The following is a 16561-nucleotide window of genomic DNA, read 5'->3' on the forward strand; positions in this document are numbered from 1 at the left end:
ATCACCTCGGCGGACTGGAGCACGAACGGCAGCTGCATCTGCCCGGAGCCGAACAGCTCGCCGACGACCTTCATGCCGTCCAGCAGCGTGTCGTTGACGATGTCCAGCGCCGGACGGTCCTTCAGGGCCTCGTCGAGGTCGGCCTCCAGACCGTTCTTCTCACCGTCGATGATGCGCCGCTTGAGGCGCTCCTCCAGCGGCAGCGCGGCCAGCTCCTCCGCCTTGCCCGCCTTCAGCGACTTCGTGGTCGCGCCCTCGAACAGCGCCATCAGCTTCTGGAGCGGGTCGTACCCCTCGCTGCGCCGGTCGTAGATGAGGTCCAGGGCCGTGGTGACCTGCTCCTCGTCGAACCGGGCGATCGGCAGGATCTTCGAGGCGTGCACGATCGCCGAGTCCAGGCCGGCCTTCACGCACTCGTCCAGGAAGACCGAGTTGAGCAGGATACGGGCGGCCGGGTTCAGGCCGAAGGAGATGTTCGACAGGCCCAGCGTGGTCTGCACGTCCGGGTGACGCCTCTTCAGTTCCCGGATCGCCTCGATGGTGTTGAGGCCGTCCTTGCGGGACTCCTCCTGCCCGGTGCAGATGGTGAAGGTGAGCGTGTCGATGAGGATGTCCGACTCGTGGATGCCCCAGTTGCCGGTCAGGTCCGCGATCAGCCGCTCGGCGACCGCGACCTTGTGCTCCACCGAACGGGCCTGGCCCTCCTCGTCGATCGTCAGCGCGATCAGCGCGGCGCCGTGCTCCCGCGCCAGGCGGGTCACCCTCGCGAAGCGGGAGTCGGGGCCGTCGCCGTCCTCGTAGTTCACCGAGTTGATGACCGCACGGCCGCCCAGCTTCTCCAGGCCCGCCTCGATGACGTCGACCTCGGTCGAGTCCAGCACGATCGGCAGCGTCGAGGCGGTCGCGAACCGGCCGGCGAGCTCCTCCATGTCCGCGACGCCGTCGCGGCCCACGTAGTCGACGCACAGGTCCAGCATGTGCGCGCCCTCACGGATCTGGTCGCGGGCCATCTCCACGCAGTCGTCCCAGCGGCCCTCGAGCATGGCCTCACGGAACTTCTTCGACCCGTTCGCGTTCGTCCGCTCACCGATCGCCATATAAGCGGTGTCCTGCCGGAACGGCACCGACTGATAGAGGGAGGCGGCGCCCGGCTCCGGACGCGGGTCACGCGGCGTCAGCTCCGCGCCCCGCACCCGCTCCACCAGCTGACGCAGGTGCTCGGGCGTCGTACCGCAGCAGCCGCCCACCAGGGACAGGCCGTAGTCGGCGACGAACTGCTCCTGGGCCGAGGCCAGGCCCTCGGGACCGAGCGGGAAGTGCGCCCCGTCCTTGGTGAGCACCGGAAGGCCGGCGTTCGGCATGCACAGCAACGGGATACGGGAGTGGCGGGTGAGATAGCGGAGATGCTCGCTCATCTCTTCCGGGCCGGTTGAGCAGTTCAGACCGATCATGTCGACGCCGAGCGGCTCCAGCGCGGTCAGCGCGGCGCCGATCTCGGAGCCCAGCAACATCGTGCCGGTCGTCTCGAAGGCGAGGGAACAAAGGAGCGGAAGGTCGGCGCCGGTCGCCTCCATGGCGCGGCGGGCTCCGAGGATCGCGGCCTTGGTCTGGAGCAGGTCCTGGGTCGTCTCGACGATGAGCGCGTCCGCGCCGCCCGCGATCAGACCCTCGGCGTTCTGCTGGAATCCGTCCCTGAGCACGGTGTAGGGGGCGTGCCCGAGGGTCGGGAGCTTGGTTCCGGGGCCGATCGAGCCCAGTACCCACCGCTGCTGGCCGGTCGATGCGGTGAACTCGTCCGCCACCTCGCGGGCGATCCGGGCACCGGACTCCGAGAGCTCGTAGACCCGCTCGGGGATGTCGTACTCCCCCATGGCGGAGTGGTTGGCGCCGAAGGTGTTCGTCTCCACGCAGTCGACGCCGACCTCGAAGTACGCCTCGTGGACGGAGCGCACGATGTCGGGGCGGGTGACGTTGAGGACCTCGTTGCAGCCCTCGAGATTCTCGAAGTCCTCGAGTGTCGGATCCTGTGCCTGGAGCATCGTGCCCATGGCGCCGTCGGCCACCACCACCCGGGTGGCGAGCGCTTCGCGCAGAGCGTGGACACGGGTCCGGCTGTCGGCGGAGGGGGTCGGCAACGAGGCCATGGATGTGCTCCCTGGGATGCGACGGCTGTCGGCTTTGCGCCCACCGGCGGGAAGGCGCACCCAGCCAGAGTAGCCGGGTGGGCCCGGCGGGGCTGAGGTGTCCCACGGGCCGGACTACGCCATGTCTCCGGACTTTTCGCAAGGCCTCCACCGCGAGATACTCGGTCCGCCGTGACCAAGGTCGGCATCGACCGATAGTGTTCAGCATTGTCGAACCGTGTTGGAGAAGGGCCGATCCGATGGCGAAAAACATCCAGTCACTGGAGCGGGCTGCGGCGATGCTGCGACTGCTCGCGGGCGGAGAACGCCGACTGGGCCTGTCGGACATCGCGTCGTCGCTCGATCTGGCCAAGGGTACGGCCCACGGCATCCTGCGGACCCTTCAGGCGGAGGGATTCGTCGAGCAGGACGCCGCGTCCGGCCGCTACCAGCTGGGCGCCGAGTTGCTGCGGCTCGGCAACAGCTATCTGGACGTGCACGAACTGCGGGCCCGCGCCCTGGTCTGGACGGACGACCTGGCCCGCTCCAGCGGCGAGAGCGTCCACCTCGGCGTGCTGCACCAGCACGGTGTGCTGATCGTGCACCACGTCTTCCGGCCCGACGACAGCCGGCAGGTGCTCGAGGTGGGAGCCATGCAGCCGCTGCACTCCACCGCTCTCGGCAAGGTCCTGTCCGCCTTCGACCCGGTGGCCCACACGGAGGCCCTGGAAGTGAACCGCAAGGCGTTCACGCCGCGGACCGTGACCGACATCGAGGACTTCGAGTCGCTGCTGGACCACACCCGGGCGCGAGGCTGGGCCGCCGATGTGGAGGAGACGTGGGAGGGCGTGGCCGCCGTGGCGGCCCCCATCCACGACCGGCGCCGGATGCCCGTGGGGGCGATCGCCATCACGGGTGCCGTGGAGCGGGTCTGCGACGACGGAGAGCTGCGTTCCGAGCTTGTCGCGGCGGTGCGGGACTGCGCCCGCGCGGTCTCCAGGGACCTCGGCGCCGGGCGCTTCTGACCCGTCGAACACATCGTCTGGTAACGATCCGGTTTTCGGCCACACAACCCTTGACGCCATGTTTACCGGGGGGCAAAACTGCCGTTCATCGGTCGGCATTGTCGAACACCTAACGGCAATACGCGCTAGAGTGTGACAACGCCAGGCCGGAAACGCCCTCACTGAGGGCGCGGACCACCGGAGGGACCCGGGGTTCGCCTTCCCCCTGGACGAAGGACAAAGGAGTCGCGGGTGTCCAACTCCGACATCTTCATCGGCGAGATCATCGGTACCGCCGTACTCATCCTGCTCGGTGGCGGCGTCGTCGCCGCCGTAGTGCTCAAGCGCTCGAAGGCCCAGAACGCCGGCTGGCTGGCCATCACCCTCGGGTGGGGCTTCGCGGTACTGACCGCGGTGTACATGACCGGCGCGCTCTCCGGTGCACACCTCAACCCCGCCGTCACGCTCGGCATCGCGATCAAGGACAACGACTGGGGCAACGTCCCCGTCTACGTCGCAGGCCAGCTCCTCGGCGCCATGATCGGCGCCGCCCTGGTCTGGCTCGCCTACTACGGCCAGTTCCACGCGCACCTCACCGACCCCGAGATCGTGGGCGACCCCGCCGACAAGGCGATCGAGGGTCCGCACGACGGGGCCGCCGCCAAGGCCGGCCCGGTCCTCGGTGTCTTCTCCACCGGCCCCGAGATCCGCAACGTCTGGCAGAACCTCGCCACCGAGATCATCGGCACGATCGTGCTGGTCCTGGCGGTGCTCACGCAGGGTCTCAACGACAGCGGAAAGGGCCTCGGCCCGCTCGGCGGACTCATGGTCGCCCTCGTCGTCGTCGCCATCGGCCTCTCGCTCGGCGGCCCCACCGGCTACGCCATCAACCCGGCCCGCGACCTGGGTCCGCGCATCGTGCACGCGCTGCTCCCGCTGCCGAACAAGGGCGGCTCCGACTGGAGCTACGCCTGGATACCCGTCGCCGGTCCGCTGATCGGTGCGGCCGTCGCAGCGGGTATCTACAACATCGCGTTCGCCTGAGCCGTATCAGCAGCACGAGCCGTATCCACCGATACCTGAGCAGGAGCAGACCGTGACCGACGCACACACCACCGGCCCGTTCATCGCGGCCATCGACCAGGGCACCACCTCCAGCCGCTGCATCGTCTTCGACAAGGACGGCCGGATCGTCTCCGTCGACCAGAAGGAGCACGAGCAGATCTTCCCGAAGCCGGGCTGGGTGGAGCACGACGCCGCCGAGATCTGGACCAACGTCCAGGAGGTCGTCGCCGGAGCCATCGAGAAGGCCGGCATCACCTCCGCCGACGTCAAGGCCATCGGCATCACCAACCAGCGCGAGACGACGCTGCTGTGGGACAAGAACACCGGCGAGCCCGTCCACAACGCCATCGTCTGGCAGGACACCCGCACCGACGCCCTCTGCAAGGAGCTCGGCCGCAACGTCGGACAGGACCGTTTCCGCCGTGAGACGGGCCTGCCGCTGGCCTCCTACTTCGCCGGTCCGAAGGCCCGCTGGCTGCTCGACAACGTCGAGGGCCTGCGCGAGCGCGCCGAACGCGGTGACATCCTCTTCGGCACCATGGACTCCTGGGTCATCTGGAACCTGACCGGCGGAGTCGACGGCGGCGTCCACGTCACCGACGTCACCAATGCCTCCCGCACCATGCTGATGAACCTGCACACCATGGAGTGGGACGACAAGATCCTTCAGTCCATGGAGGTCCCGGCGGCGATCCTGCCGGAGATCCGGTCCTCCGCCGAGGTCTACGGCCTCGCCAAGGGCGGCGCGCTCGACGGCATCCCCGTCGCCTCCGCGCTCGGCGACCAGCAGGCGGCCCTGTTCGGCCAGACCTGCTACTCGAAGGGCGAGGCCAAGTCCACGTACGGCACCGGCACCTTCATGCTGATGAACACCGGTGACGAGCCCGTCAATTCCTACAACGGCCTGCTGACCACCGTCGGCTACCGCATCGGCGACCAGAAGGCGGTCTACGCCCTCGAGGGCTCGATCGCTGTCACCGGTTCGCTGGTGCAGTGGATGCGCGACCAGATGGGCCTTATCAACTCCGCCGCCGAGATCGAGACCCTCGCCTCCTCCGTGGAGGACAACGGCGGCGCCTACTTCGTGCCGGCCTTCTCCGGTCTGTTCGCCCCGTACTGGCGCTCCGACGCCCGCGGTGTGATCGCCGGCCTGACCCGGTACGTCACCAAGGCGCACATCGCGCGCGCCGTTCTCGAGGCCACCGCCTGGCAGACCCGTGAGATCACCGACGCCATGACGAAGGACTCCGGCGTCGAACTGACCGCGCTCAAGGTCGACGGCGGCATGACCTCCAACAACCTGCTGATGCAGACCCTCTCGGACTTCCTGGACGCCCCCGTGGTGCGCCCGATGGTCGCTGAGACGACCTGCCTCGGCGCCGCCTACGCCGCCGGCCTGGCCGTCGGCTTCTGGCCGGACACCGACGCGCTGCGTGCCAACTGGCGCAGGGCCGCCGAGTGGACCCCCCGCATGGACGCTGACAAGCGTGACAGCGAGTACAAGAGCTGGCTCAAGGCCGTGGAGCGGACCATGGGCTGGCTCGACGAGGAAAACTGACGAGGAGCAAGAATGACCACCCTGCAGAGCGTCCCCTCCCCCGGGACGCACCCGGCCTCCGGCTCGGCTGTGTCTTCCCTCAAAGCAGCGGGCCGCGCCGAGACTCGGGAGCAGCTTTCCAAGGCGACGTACGACCTCCTGGTGATCGGCGGCGGCATCCTGGGCATCTCCACCGCCTGGCACGCCGCGCAGTCCGGGCTGCGGGTGGCCCTGGTGGACGCCGGCGACTTCGCCGGCGCCACCTCCTCCGCCTCCTCCAAGCTTCTCCACGGCGGCCTGCGCTACCTGCAGACCGGTGCGGTGAAGCTGGTCGCGGAGAACCACTTCGAGCGGCGCGCGGTCTCCCGCCAGGTGGCCCCCCACCTGGCCAATCCGCTCACGTTCTACCTGCCCGTCTACAAGGGTGGTCCGCACGGCGCGGCAAAGCTCGGCGCGGGCGTCTTCGCCTACTCCGCGCTCTCCGCGTTCGGTGACGGCGTCGGCCACGTCATATCGGCGGCGAAGGCACAGCGGGACGTGCCGGAGCTGCGTACGGAGAACCTGAAGGCCGTCGCCGTCTACGGCGACGACCAGATGAACGACTCCCGTATGGCGCTCATGACGGTCCGCGCGGCCGCCGAGTCGGGCGCCACCGTCCTCAACCACGCCGAGGTCACCGGACTGCGTTTCACCCGGGGCCGGGTCACCGGCGCGGAGCTGAAGGACCGCACCGACGGCACCGAGTTCGGCGTCACCGCGCGGCTGGTGCTGAACGCCACCGGACCGTGGGTCGACCATCTGCGCCGGATGGAGGACCCGGAGGCGGCCCCGTCCATCCGCCTCTCCAAGGGCGCGCACCTGGTGCTGAAGCGCACCTCCCCGTGGCGGGCCGCGCTCGCCACCCCGATCGACAAGTACCGCATCACGTTCGCCCTGCCCTGGGAGGACATGCTGCTGCTCGGCACCACCGACGAGGAGTACGAGGGCGACCCGTCCGACGTCGCCGTCAACGACAAGGACGTCACGCAGATCCTCGACGAGGCCGCGTTCTCCATCCGTGACCAGCAGCTCTCACGCGACCTGATCACCTACTCCTTCGCCGGTCTGCGCGTGCTGCCGGGCGGCCCCGGAGACACCTCCAAGGCCAAGCGGGAGACGGTCGTCACCGAGGGGCGCGGCGGGATGCTGTCGGTGGCCGGCGGCAAGTGGACGACGTTCCGCCACATCGGCCGCACGGTGATGAACAAGCTGGCGACCCTGCCGGGCCGCCCGCTCGCCGAGGACATGGAGCCGCTCGCGCACCTGCCGAAGAAGCTGCCGCTGCCCGGCATCGCCAACCCCAACGCGGTCGCCCACCGGCTCTTGGTCGACGGCGGGATGCCCGGCCCGCGGATGGCGGCCGACACCGCCCGGCACCTCGCCACCCACTACGGGTCGCTTGCGTTCGACATCGCCCGCCTGGCGAACGAGGACCCCGCGCTGGCCGAGCGTATCCACCCGGACGCGCCGGAGATCTGGGCGCAGGTCGTGTACGCGCGCGACCACGAGTGGGCCGAGACGGCGGACGACGTGCTGCGCCGCCGTACCACGCTGACCATCCGCGGCCTGGCGACGGACGACGTCCGCAACAGGGTCGAGGACGTGCTGCGCGACCGGTGAGCTGACCGGACGGGCGGACAGGCCCAACGAGGGCGACTCCGGGGGAGTCGCCCTCGTTGTACGCTCAGACCTCCGATGTCTGGTGAGTGATGTGGACGATGGGGGCGACGTCATGGCCGTGACCGACGAGGCCATCGAGAAGATCAAAGGGATGATCGTCTCCGGCGCGCTCCGCCCCGGCGACCGGCTGCCCAAGGAGAGCGAACTCGCCGCCGAACTGGGCCTGTCGCGCAACTCGCTGCGCGAGGCGGTACGGGCGCTCTCCCTGATCCGCATCCTCGACGTACGGCAGGGCGACGGCACCTACGTCACGAGCCTCGACCCCCAACTGCTCCTCGAGGCGCTGAGTTTCGTCGTCGACTTCCACCGGGACGACACGGTGCTGGAGTTCCTCGCGGTACGCCGCATCCTGGAACCGGCGGCCACCGCGATGGCCGCGAGCCGCATCCCCGAAGCCGAACTCGACGCGCTGACCGCCCAGCTCGACGCGCTGGGGACCGACCCGTCGGTCGAGGAACTCGTCGCGGCGGACCTGGACTTCCACCGCCGCATCGTCGGGGCCGCCGGCAACTCGGTGCTCTGCTCCCTCCTGGACGGCCTGTCGGGCCCCACGACCCGGGCCCGCGTCTGGCGCGGTCTGACCCAGGAGGACGCGGTCAGCCGCACCCTCCACGAGCACCGCGCGATCCTGGCGGCGCTGCGGGACCGCGACGGGGAGGCGGCGGGGGCGTGGGCGACGGTGCACGTGGCAAGCGTGGAGCAGTGGCTCCGCGCGACGCTGTAGCGCCTGCGGCGGGCTTCTCCCCTACCCGCCCCTTCCCGAACCGGGCTCCGCCCGGACCCGGTACCGCGCTTCGCGCGGTGTCCTCAAACGCCGGACGGGCTGCATTCGGCCCCGCGGTAGCCCCGACCGCGCAGGGTCGGGGCTACCGCGGGGCCCGGAGGCGCAGGCCCTGCATCCCGCCGTCGACCGCGAGAGCGGTTCCCGTCACCGCCGCAGCCGCCGGACTCGCGAGGTACGCGACCGCCGCGGCCACCTCGTCGGCCCGGACGAGCCGCCCCGTCGGCTGGCGGGCCTCGAGGGCGGCACGCTCGGCGACGGGGTCCTCCGCCCGGTCCAGCAGGCGGGCGACCCACGGCGTGTCCGCGGTGCCGGGGTTGACGCAGTTGACGCGGATGCCCTCCCGGACGTGGTCGGCCGCCATCGCGAGGGTCAGCGAGAGGACCGCGCCCTTGCTCGCGCTGTAGAGGGCGCGCTGGGGCAGGCCGGCCGTGGCTGCGATGGAGCAGGTGTGGGTGAGGGAGACGGATCCGGACGCCGCGGCCGTCGCCGTGCGGCGCAGATGCGGCAGGGCGTGGCGGGCGACCCGGACCATCCCGATGACGTTGGTGTCGAGGACTCGCCGCCATTCGTCGTCGTCGTTGTCGGCCACGGTGCCGATCGCGCCGACGCCCGCGTTGGAGACCACGGTGTGCAGCACACCGAACTCGGCGGCGGCCGCGTCCACGGCGGCGGCCACGGCGGCGTCGTCGGTGACGTCGGCCCGGAGTGCGAGCGTGCCCGCCGGCGCTCCCCGGGTCTCCCGGTCCAGGACGGCGACACGTGCCCCGCGGGCGAGGAGCAGCGCGGCGACGGCGGCCCCGATGCCGGAGGCGCCGCCGGTGACCAGTGCCGCCATGCCCTCGAAGTCCTTTGATCCGGTCATGAGCCTGCCTCCTCGGCGGTGGGCCGAGCCTGCCGGACGGGCCCGTTCCGACAGCTGTGGGCGGCGATCGAACCGGGGAGCATCCGGGCGGAGAAGCCCGGCGCGTCCGGTGCCGCGTAACGGCCGTCCACGATCACGGCCGGGTCCGCGAAGTGTTCGTGGAGGTGGTCCACGTACTCGATGACGCGGTCGTCCCAACTGCCGGAGACGGCGACGAAGTCGAACATGGCGAGATGCTGGACGAGTTCGCACAGCCCCACGCCGCCGGCGTGCGGGCAGACGGGGACGCCGTACTTGGCGGCGAGCAGCAGGATGGCGATGTTCTCGTTGACGCCGGCGACCCGTGCGGCGTCGATCTGGACGAAGTCGACGGCCTGGGCCTGGAGAAGCTGTTTGAACACGACGCGGTTGGCGGTGTGTTCGCCGGTGGCGACCTTCACGGGCTGGCCCGCACGGACGGCGGCGTGGCCGAGTACGTCGTCGGGGCTGGTGGGTTCCTCGATCCAGTGCGGTTCGTACGGCGCCAGCGCGGTCATCCAGCGCACGGCTTCCGCGACGTCCCAGCGCTGGTTGGCGTCGAGGGCGATGCGCACGGAGGGGCCTACGGCGGCGCGGGCGAGGTTCATCCGCCGGATGTCGTCGTCGATGTCCAGGCCGACCTTCAGCTTGATCTGCCGGAATCCGTCGGCGACGGCCTCCTCCGCGAGCCGGACGAGCTTCTCGTCGGAGTAGCCGAGCCACCCGGGCGAGGTGGTGTACGCGGGGTAGCCCCGTTCCCTCAGCAGCGCGGCCCGCTCCGCTCTGCCCGGCTCCGCGGCGCGCAGGATGGCGAGAGCCTCCTGTCTGGTGAGCGCGTCCGTCAGGTAACGGAAGTCGACCAGTGAGACGAGTTCTTCCGGGGTCATGGCGGCAAGGAACTCCCATACCGGTCTGCCTGCCCGGGTGGCCGCCATGTCCCACGCGGCGTTGACGACGGCGCCGGCCGCCATGTGGATGACGCCCTTCTCCGGTCCGAGCCAGCGCAGTTGGGAGTCATGCGTGAGGTCGTGGTGAAGTGCGGCGAGGTCCGCGGCGCGGATGGGGGCGGGACGGCCCACGACGTAGGGACGCAGCGCCTCGATCGCGGCGGCGACGATGTCGTTGCCGCGGCCGATGGTGAAGCAGAAGCCGTGGCCCTCGCTCCCGTCGTCGGCGCGCAGCACGAGGTAGGCGGCGGAGTAGTCCGGGTCCGGGTTCATGGCGTCGGAGCCGTCGAGCTGCTGCGACGTGGGGAAGCGGATGTCGTGGACCTCGAACTCCGTGACGGTCTGACTCATGCACGCACCCCCGGTGAGATGAACATCGGATCTCTCCTGGACATCCGATGTATAGCGCCGCCCACTCTCCTCGGTCCAGCGATTCGTCGAATTTCACCCCGCACAGCTCGGATGAATCCGCCGTCACGCTGCTCCGTGGTCGCCGTATGCCCGACGCCTACCACGTTCACCCGGCCGTGCACGGGGGCTGCGGGGAGGGCTGCGGAAAGCCGTAAGGTTGGGGCGTAAGAAAGGGAACTTCGGAAGGAGGCACTGGGTGATCGAGCTCGAGGGGATGCCCGAGCTGATCGACCCGGTCATGGTGGCCGCGTTCGAGGGCTGGAACGACGCCGGCGACGCCGCCTCCACCGCGGTCGCTCACCTGGACCGGGAATGGAAGGGCGAGGTGTTCGCGGCGCTCGACGCCGAGGACTACTACGACTTCCAGGTCAACCGGCCCACGGTGTGGCTGGACGGCGGGGTACGCAAGATCACCTGGCCGACCACCCGGCTCTCCGTGGTCCGCGTCGGCGGCGACAAACCCAGGGACCTCGTGCTGGTCCGCGGTATCGAACCCTCCATGCGCTGGCGTTCGTTCTGCAACGAGATCCTGGGCTTCGCCCATGAACTGGGCGTGGAGATGGTGGTGATCCTGGGCGCGCTGCTCGGCGACACCCCGCACACCAGGCCGGTACCGGTCAGCGGGATCACGTCCGACGCGGACCTGGCGAGAACGATGGATCTCGAGGAGACCCGGTACGAGGGGCCGACCGGAATCGTCGGCATCCTCCAGGAGGCCTGCACCCATGCCGGTGTGCCTGCGGTGAGCCTGTGGGCCGCTGTCCCGCACTACGTCTCACAGCCGCCCAACCCGAAGGCGACGCTCGCGCTGCTCAACCGGCTGGAGGACCTCATCGGCCTCCGCATTCCGCTGGGTGAGCTGGCCGAAGACGCCCGGGCCTGGCAGCTCGGCGTCGACCAACTGGCCGCGGAGGACAGCGAGGTGGCCGAGTACGTCCAGACGCTGGAGGAGGCGCGCGACACCGCGGAGCTGCCGGAGGCCTCGGGCGAAGCCATCGCCCGCGAGTTCGAGCGGTATCTGCGCCGGCGCGACAGCGGAGGTCCCGGCGGTCACGCGACGGACGGCGGCGAGGGCACCTATCTGCGCGACCCGGCGGGCGGGCGCCCCAAGCCGCCGATGCCGCCGCGCCCCGAACCGGAGTCCGGTTCCCCGACGGACGCGGACCGCTCCGGCGGCACGAGCGGGTCCGGCGGCGACGAGGAGCAGGACGGGCCCCCGGCGGGCGACGAGGGGACCGGCGGCCCGGCCGGCGAGCAGGCCGACGGCGGTCGGAACGACCGTGACGAGGGCGAAGGCGGAAACCGTAGCGACCGCGATGAGGGCGAAGGCGGCGGCGAGCGGCCGGAGTCGTAGTCGGTAGGGGGACCGAGCGGTACGGAGCGGGGTGGCACCGGGCAGACCGGCGCCACCCCGCTCCTCGTCCCTCACACCACCCGGTCGCTCACACCCGGTCGACCGCCACCGCGTCGTACTCGGTGTCGGGCGTGGGCGGCACGTCGAAGCGCGCGTTGGGCAGGTAGATCCGGTCGCCCCAGGCGGCCGCCGTGGTGGGGATCCGGAAACGCGGGTCGGTGATCCGGGCGATCGGCGTGCCCCGGGTGCCCGCGGCATTCAGCCGCACGACGTCGACCTGGTTCAACTGCTGCTGCACGATGTAGAGATGACGGCCGAGCAGCAGGAGGCCGTCACCGAACGGGATGGCGAGGTCCCCGAGGTCGACCCGGCGGGCGGTACCGTCGCGCGGGTCCACCCGCATCAGGGAGCCGCCCTCCACCACGGTGTTGACCACCAGCAGGGCGCTGCCGTCGGGTGTCCGCGCGATCCCGTTGGCGGTGAAGTCCGTTCCCTGCTCCCACTCACCGCCCAGTGCCACGGTGGCCACCTCGCGCGCCGGTTCGCCGTGCCGGTCCAACTCGAGCCGGTAGAGCTCGGGTCGGAAGGAGTCGGTGAACCACGCCGCCTCCGGCGTCAGCACGACGTCGTTCACCATCGAGCCCTCCGCGCCGACGGTGAAGAGTCTTAGGATCTTTCCCGAGCGCGCATCGGCGATCCTGATCTCCCGGCTGAAGCCACCGGAGAGGAACAGCCGCCGCTCCTGGCGGTCGATCTTCAGCCCGATGACGGAGCGTCCGGCACCCAGCCCTTCGACGACCACCCGGCCGCGTCCGGTGGCCAGGCTCGCGCGGTAGACGTCGCCGTCGGCGATCGAGCCGAACCAGGCGTAGGGGCTGCGGCCGATGGTGATGCCCTCCGGCTGGAAGCCGTTCGGCAGGGGGATGAGGGTCGGCCGGCTGCCCGGCGACGCGGCGCGGGCCGCACCGGCGGCGGGCCCGAGAAGCGCGGCCGCGCCGATGGCCGCTGCCGCGCCGAGTACGTCTCTGCGTGCGAAGACACGTTCCACGGTGTGTCCTTCCGGCAATGGTGGACGGATGGCCCGAGGGCCTGTTCCGTCACCTCACCACACGCCCGGCGCACGCGCCGCGAGATCGTGCAAGCGGAGGAACTGACTCCCGCCCGGGCGCGTCGACGGCGACCGGCGGGAGTCCAGAACGTGCCTAGAGCGCCACGCCCAGCAGGGCGTCGACCGCCCGGGACACCAGCCCCGGCGCGCCCTCGTCGGTGCCGCCCTCGGCCTGCTGGAGCGCCGCCCAGCGGTCCACGGCGGCGAGCGCCGACGGGGCGTCGAGATCGTCGGCGAGGGCCGCGCGGATCTCCTCCACCAGAGCGTCGGCGGACGGTCCGTCGGGGCGGGAGACGGCGGCACGCCAGCGCCCTACACGCTCGACCGCTTCCTGGAGCACCGCGTCGGTCCACTCCCAGTCGGCCCGGTAGTGGTGCGAGAGCAGCGCGAGCCGTATGGCGGCGGGGTCCACGCCGTCGCGGCGCAGCTTGGATACGAAGACCAGGTTGCCCTTGGACTTCGACATCTTCGCGCCGTCGAGGGCGACCATGCCCGCGTGGACGTACGCCTTGGCGAAGGGGTGCTCGCCCGTGAGCGCCTGGGCGTGCGAGGCGCCCATCTCGTGGTGCGGGAAGGCGAGATCGGAGCCGCCGCCCTGGACGTCGAAGCCCATGCCGAGGTGGTCCAGCGCGATGGCGACGCACTCGATGTGCCAGCCGGGCCGGCCTCGGCCGAGCGAGCCGCCGTCCCAGCTCGGCTCGCCCTCGCGGGCCGCCATCCACAGCATCGGGTCGAGCGGGTTCTTCTTGCCGGGACGCTCGGGGTCGCCGCCGCGCTCCGCGGACAGCAGCCGCATCGCCTCCGCGTCGAGCCGGGACACCTCGCCGAAGTGCGGGTCGGACTCGACGGAGAAGTAGACGTCGCCTTCCAGCTCGTAGGCGGCGCCTGCGTCACGGAGGCGTTCGACGAGTGGCACGATGCCCGGAATCGCCTCGACCGCGCCGATGTAGTGACGCGGCGGAAGCATCCGCAGCGCGATCATGTCCTCGCGGAACAGAGCCGTCTCGCGCTCCGCGAGCTCGGTCCAGTCGTGTCCGTCGCGGTTGGCACGCTCCAGCAGAGGATCGTCCACGTCCGTGACGTTCTGGACATAGTGAACCTGCCGCTTGGTGTCGAGCCACACGCGCTGCACAAGGTCGAACGCGTTGTAGGTCGCCGCGTGACCCATGTGGGTCGCGTCGTACGGTGTGATGCCGCAGACGTAGATACGGGCGACGGGACCGGGGTCAAGGGTCACCAGACCATCGGTCGCGGTGTCGTGGATCCGGAGGTCGCGGCCCTTGCCGGGCAGGGCGGGGACCTCAGAAGCGGGCCAGGCATGCATGTCATGAGCGTAACCGGACGCATGTTCCGGATACGAACCGGATCACTGATCTTGACCGGTTGGGCACTCTTGCGGTCCGGCGGACGCTGTGCCTACACGGGCGGCCAAGGGATCGCCGGCCAGTCGCCCGACGGCACGGGATGGGTGCCTGACCGGAGGAGGGCCGCCACCCGGCCGCTCAGGGCCGCCACCTCGGCCGGAGTGAGCAGTTCCGCCAGTCGGGTGGCGAGCGTCCCGCCGTCGGCGAGGGCCGTCGCCAGGGTCGCGAGCGCCGTGACCGCCTCGGCGGGCAGCGGCTCCCCCGCCCATCCCCACAGCAGGGTGCGCAGCTTGTCGTCGACGTTGAACGTGACTCCGTGGTCGATCGCGTAGAGGGTCCCGTCGGCGGTGGGCAGCAGGTGCCCGCCCTTGCGGTCCCCGTTGTTGATCACGGCGTCCAGGACGGCGAGCCTGCGCAGGCGCGGGTCGTCGGCGTGGACGAGCAGCGCGGTACGTCCCTCCCCCACGTCGGCGAAGCCGACCGCCCTCCAGCCCTCCCCCGGTTCCTCGTCCTCGACGAGCGCCAGCAGCGCGGCCTCCGGGTCGGTCTCGATCCACAGCTGGACCATGCCCTGGCCGTAGGGGCCGTCCCGCAGCACCGTGGGCGGCACCAGATCCCAGCCGATCGCCTGCGACACCTCGTACGCGGCGACCTCGCGCTGCGCCAGAGTGCCGTCGGGGAAATCCCACAGCGGGCGTTCGCCCGCGATGGGTTTGTAGACGCAGTGGGCTTCCTCGCCCTCGTACGAAACCGCGCAGTACAGCACCGCGTTGGACGCCTCGCGCAGCCTTCCGCGTACGCTCAACTCGCCCTTGGCCAGCAGCGTCAGCGCGTCCGGGGTGCTCACGCGCCCCGTCGGTATCCGTTCTGGCGCGGGCATACGTGTCCTTCCGGATCGAGGGGCAGGCTGCACAGCGGGCACGGCGGCCGGCCGGCGTTCACCACGTCCAGTGCGCGTTTGGCGAACGCCCTGGCCTGTGCGCCGGTGAGCCGGACCCGCAGCATCGGCGGGCCGTTCTCCTCGTCCTGCAGCAGCCGCTCCTCGGCCTCCGCGAGGTCCTCCTCGGACTCGGCCTCGAGCTCCACCAGCGCCTGTGCCTCGACGATCATGCGCTGTTCCTCGCCGTCCCAGGCCAGCGCCATCGTGCCGACGCGGAACTCCTCCTCGACCGGGTTGTCGAGCGGCGCGGTGTCGGTCACGTCCGCCGGGGCGACGGCCGGCACGGGCGCGTTTCCCCCGGTGCGGCGGACCACTTCGTCCAGCAGCTCGTCGATCCGCTCCGCGAGGGCGGCCACCTGAGTCTTCTCCAGGGCGACGCTGGTCACGCGTCCTGCGGCCGAGGCCTGCAGGAAGAACGTACGGCGGCCAGGCAGCCCGACCGTACCGGCCACGAAGCGGTCCGGCGGGTCGTAGAGGAACACCTGACGGGACACGTTCTGTCTCCCTTTGGATCGTCGGATCGGTGGGTTTCGGCATCCGGTGGACTTCAGCTTTTCGGCGCGTCCACCCTACTGCGCGGAGCGATCACGATGCGCCCGCGCCGCCCCCGACGACCGCGTCGCCGCTGTCGCCCTTCTCCTCCGGTCCCTCCGCGCGGGGCACGAGGGAGCCGAGATCGCCGGTGTCGCCGAGGCGCAGCAGGAACGGCCGGCTGCGGGTGTAGCGGATGGCGGTGACGGAGCACGGCTCGACGTGGATCCGCTGGAAGAGGTCGAGATGCATCCCAAGGGCGTCCGCCACGAGGGACTTGATGATGTCCCCGTGCGAGCACATCAGATAGGCCGCGCCCTCGCCGTGCGCCTGGTCGATCCGGGCGTTCCAGTCGCGGACGGCGTCGACGGCGCGCGCCTGCATGGCGCGCATGGACTCGCCGCCGGGGAAGGACACCGCGGAGGGATGGTGCTGGACGACCTCCATCAGCGGCTCCTGTGCGAGCTCCTTGAGCTTGCGGCCGGACCACTCGCCGTAGAGGCACTCCCCGATGCGTTCGTCGGTCTCCGCGACGAGCCCCGGGCGGGCCGCGAGCAGAGGCGCGAGCGTCTCGCGACAGCGCTCCAGCGGACTGGAGACCACCGCCGCGAGCGGCACCGCGGCCAGTCGTGCGGGCAGCGCGGCCGCCTGTTCGGCTCCGTGCTCGTCGAGGCGGACACCCGGTGTCCAGCCCGCGAGCACTCCCTCGGTGTTGGCGGTGGAACGTCCGTGGCGTACGAGGATCAGCGTGGCCATGGGGGCCAGCCTACGATCCCCGGGCTTCCGGCGGGCCA

At 70.8% G+C, this 16561-nt stretch carries 14 protein-coding genes; 6 read left to right on the forward strand and 8 right to left on the reverse strand.

The features are described 5' to 3' along the window. Positions 1 to 2144: homocysteine S-methyltransferase family protein (locus tag ACTMTU_RS29350; RefSeq protein WP_441266458.1), on the reverse strand; the 2144-nt coding region annotated here is incomplete at its 3' end. Between the two features lie 239 nt (positions 2145 to 2383). Here ACTMTU_RS29350 and ACTMTU_RS29355 point away from each other — a divergent pair. From ACTMTU_RS29355 to ACTMTU_RS29375, 5 genes are all read left to right on the forward strand, one after another. Then, positions 2384 to 3148, forward strand: coding sequence for an IclR family transcriptional regulator (locus ACTMTU_RS29355; protein ID WP_441266459.1), 765 nt, complete (start codon positions 2384 to 2386; stop codon positions 3146 to 3148). 231 nt (positions 3149 to 3379) lie between these two features. Then, positions 3380 to 4171 carry an MIP/aquaporin family protein gene (locus ACTMTU_RS29360; RefSeq protein WP_441266460.1) on the forward strand — a complete coding sequence of 264 codons (792 nt, stop codon included), beginning with the start codon at positions 3380 to 3382 and terminating at the stop codon, positions 4169 to 4171. Between the two features lie 52 nt (positions 4172 to 4223). Continuing rightward, positions 4224 to 5750: a glycerol kinase GlpK gene (gene glpK, locus ACTMTU_RS29365; RefSeq protein WP_356639628.1), complete on the forward strand. Its 1527-nt coding sequence runs from the start codon at positions 4224 to 4226 to the stop codon at positions 5748 to 5750. Positions 5751 to 5762: 12 nt separating this feature from the next. Further along, positions 5763 to 7388, forward strand: coding sequence for an FAD-dependent oxidoreductase (locus tag ACTMTU_RS29370; RefSeq protein ID WP_441266461.1), 1626 nt, complete (start codon positions 5763 to 5765; stop codon positions 7386 to 7388). 112 nt (positions 7389 to 7500) lie between these two features. Continuing rightward, positions 7501 to 8172 carry a FadR/GntR family transcriptional regulator gene (locus tag ACTMTU_RS29375; protein ID WP_441266462.1) on the forward strand — a complete coding sequence of 224 codons (672 nt, stop codon included), beginning with the start codon at positions 7501 to 7503 and terminating at the stop codon, positions 8170 to 8172. 142 nt (positions 8173 to 8314) lie between these two features. On the opposite strand, the gene ACTMTU_RS29380 is transcribed toward ACTMTU_RS29375, so the two are convergent. Both ACTMTU_RS29380 and ACTMTU_RS29385 read right to left on the reverse strand, forming a co-directional pair. Beyond that, complete coding sequence (locus ACTMTU_RS29380) at positions 8315 to 9094, reverse strand: SDR family oxidoreductase (RefSeq protein ID WP_441266463.1); 780 nt, start codon at positions 9092 to 9094, stop codon at positions 8315 to 8317. Next, complete coding sequence (locus tag ACTMTU_RS29385; protein WP_441266464.1) at positions 9091 to 10410, reverse strand: enolase C-terminal domain-like protein; 1320 nt, start codon at positions 10408 to 10410, stop codon at positions 9091 to 9093. The genes ACTMTU_RS29380 and ACTMTU_RS29385 overlap by 4 nt, the downstream gene beginning before the upstream one ends. 256 nt (positions 10411 to 10666) lie before the next feature. Here ACTMTU_RS29385 and ACTMTU_RS29390 point away from each other — a divergent pair, with 256 nt between their 5' ends. Beyond that, on the forward strand, positions 10667 to 11824 hold the full coding sequence (locus ACTMTU_RS29390; protein ID WP_441266465.1) for a PAC2 family protein: 1158 nt from the start codon (positions 10667 to 10669) through the stop codon (positions 11822 to 11824). Positions 11825 to 11912: 88 nt separating this feature from the next. Here the strand turns inward: ACTMTU_RS29390 and ACTMTU_RS29395 are convergent, their stop codons facing one another. The 5 genes from ACTMTU_RS29395 to ACTMTU_RS29415 form a co-directional block, all read right to left on the reverse strand. Continuing rightward, positions 11913 to 12872, reverse strand: coding sequence for an SMP-30/gluconolactonase/LRE family protein (locus tag ACTMTU_RS29395; RefSeq protein WP_441266466.1), 960 nt, complete (start codon positions 12870 to 12872; stop codon positions 11913 to 11915). A 154-nt stretch (positions 12873 to 13026) separates the two neighbouring features. Next, complete coding sequence (gene mshC, locus ACTMTU_RS29400) at positions 13027 to 14256, reverse strand: cysteine--1-D-myo-inosityl 2-amino-2-deoxy-alpha-D-glucopyranoside ligase (protein ID WP_441266467.1); 1230 nt, start codon at positions 14254 to 14256, stop codon at positions 13027 to 13029. Between the two features lie 92 nt (positions 14257 to 14348). Then, entirely contained in the window at positions 14349 to 15176 is an 828-nt protein-coding gene (locus ACTMTU_RS29405) for an SCO1664 family protein (protein ID WP_441266468.1), read from the reverse strand. Continuing rightward, positions 15140 to 15730 carry a DUF3090 domain-containing protein gene (locus ACTMTU_RS29410; RefSeq protein ID WP_441266469.1) on the reverse strand — a complete coding sequence of 197 codons (591 nt, stop codon included), beginning with the start codon at positions 15728 to 15730 and terminating at the stop codon, positions 15140 to 15142. Before ACTMTU_RS29410 ends, ACTMTU_RS29405 begins: the two co-directional genes overlap by 37 nt. A gap of 91 nt (positions 15731 to 15821) precedes the next feature. Beyond that, entirely contained in the window at positions 15822 to 16523 is a 702-nt protein-coding gene (locus ACTMTU_RS29415; RefSeq protein WP_441266470.1) for a histidine phosphatase family protein, read from the reverse strand. Between the last annotated feature and the right edge of the window lie 38 nt (positions 16524 to 16561).

The organism is Streptomyces sp. OZ13 (genome assembly GCF_052068155.1).
GTDB lineage: Bacteria > Actinomycetota > Actinomycetes > Streptomycetales > Streptomycetaceae > Streptomyces.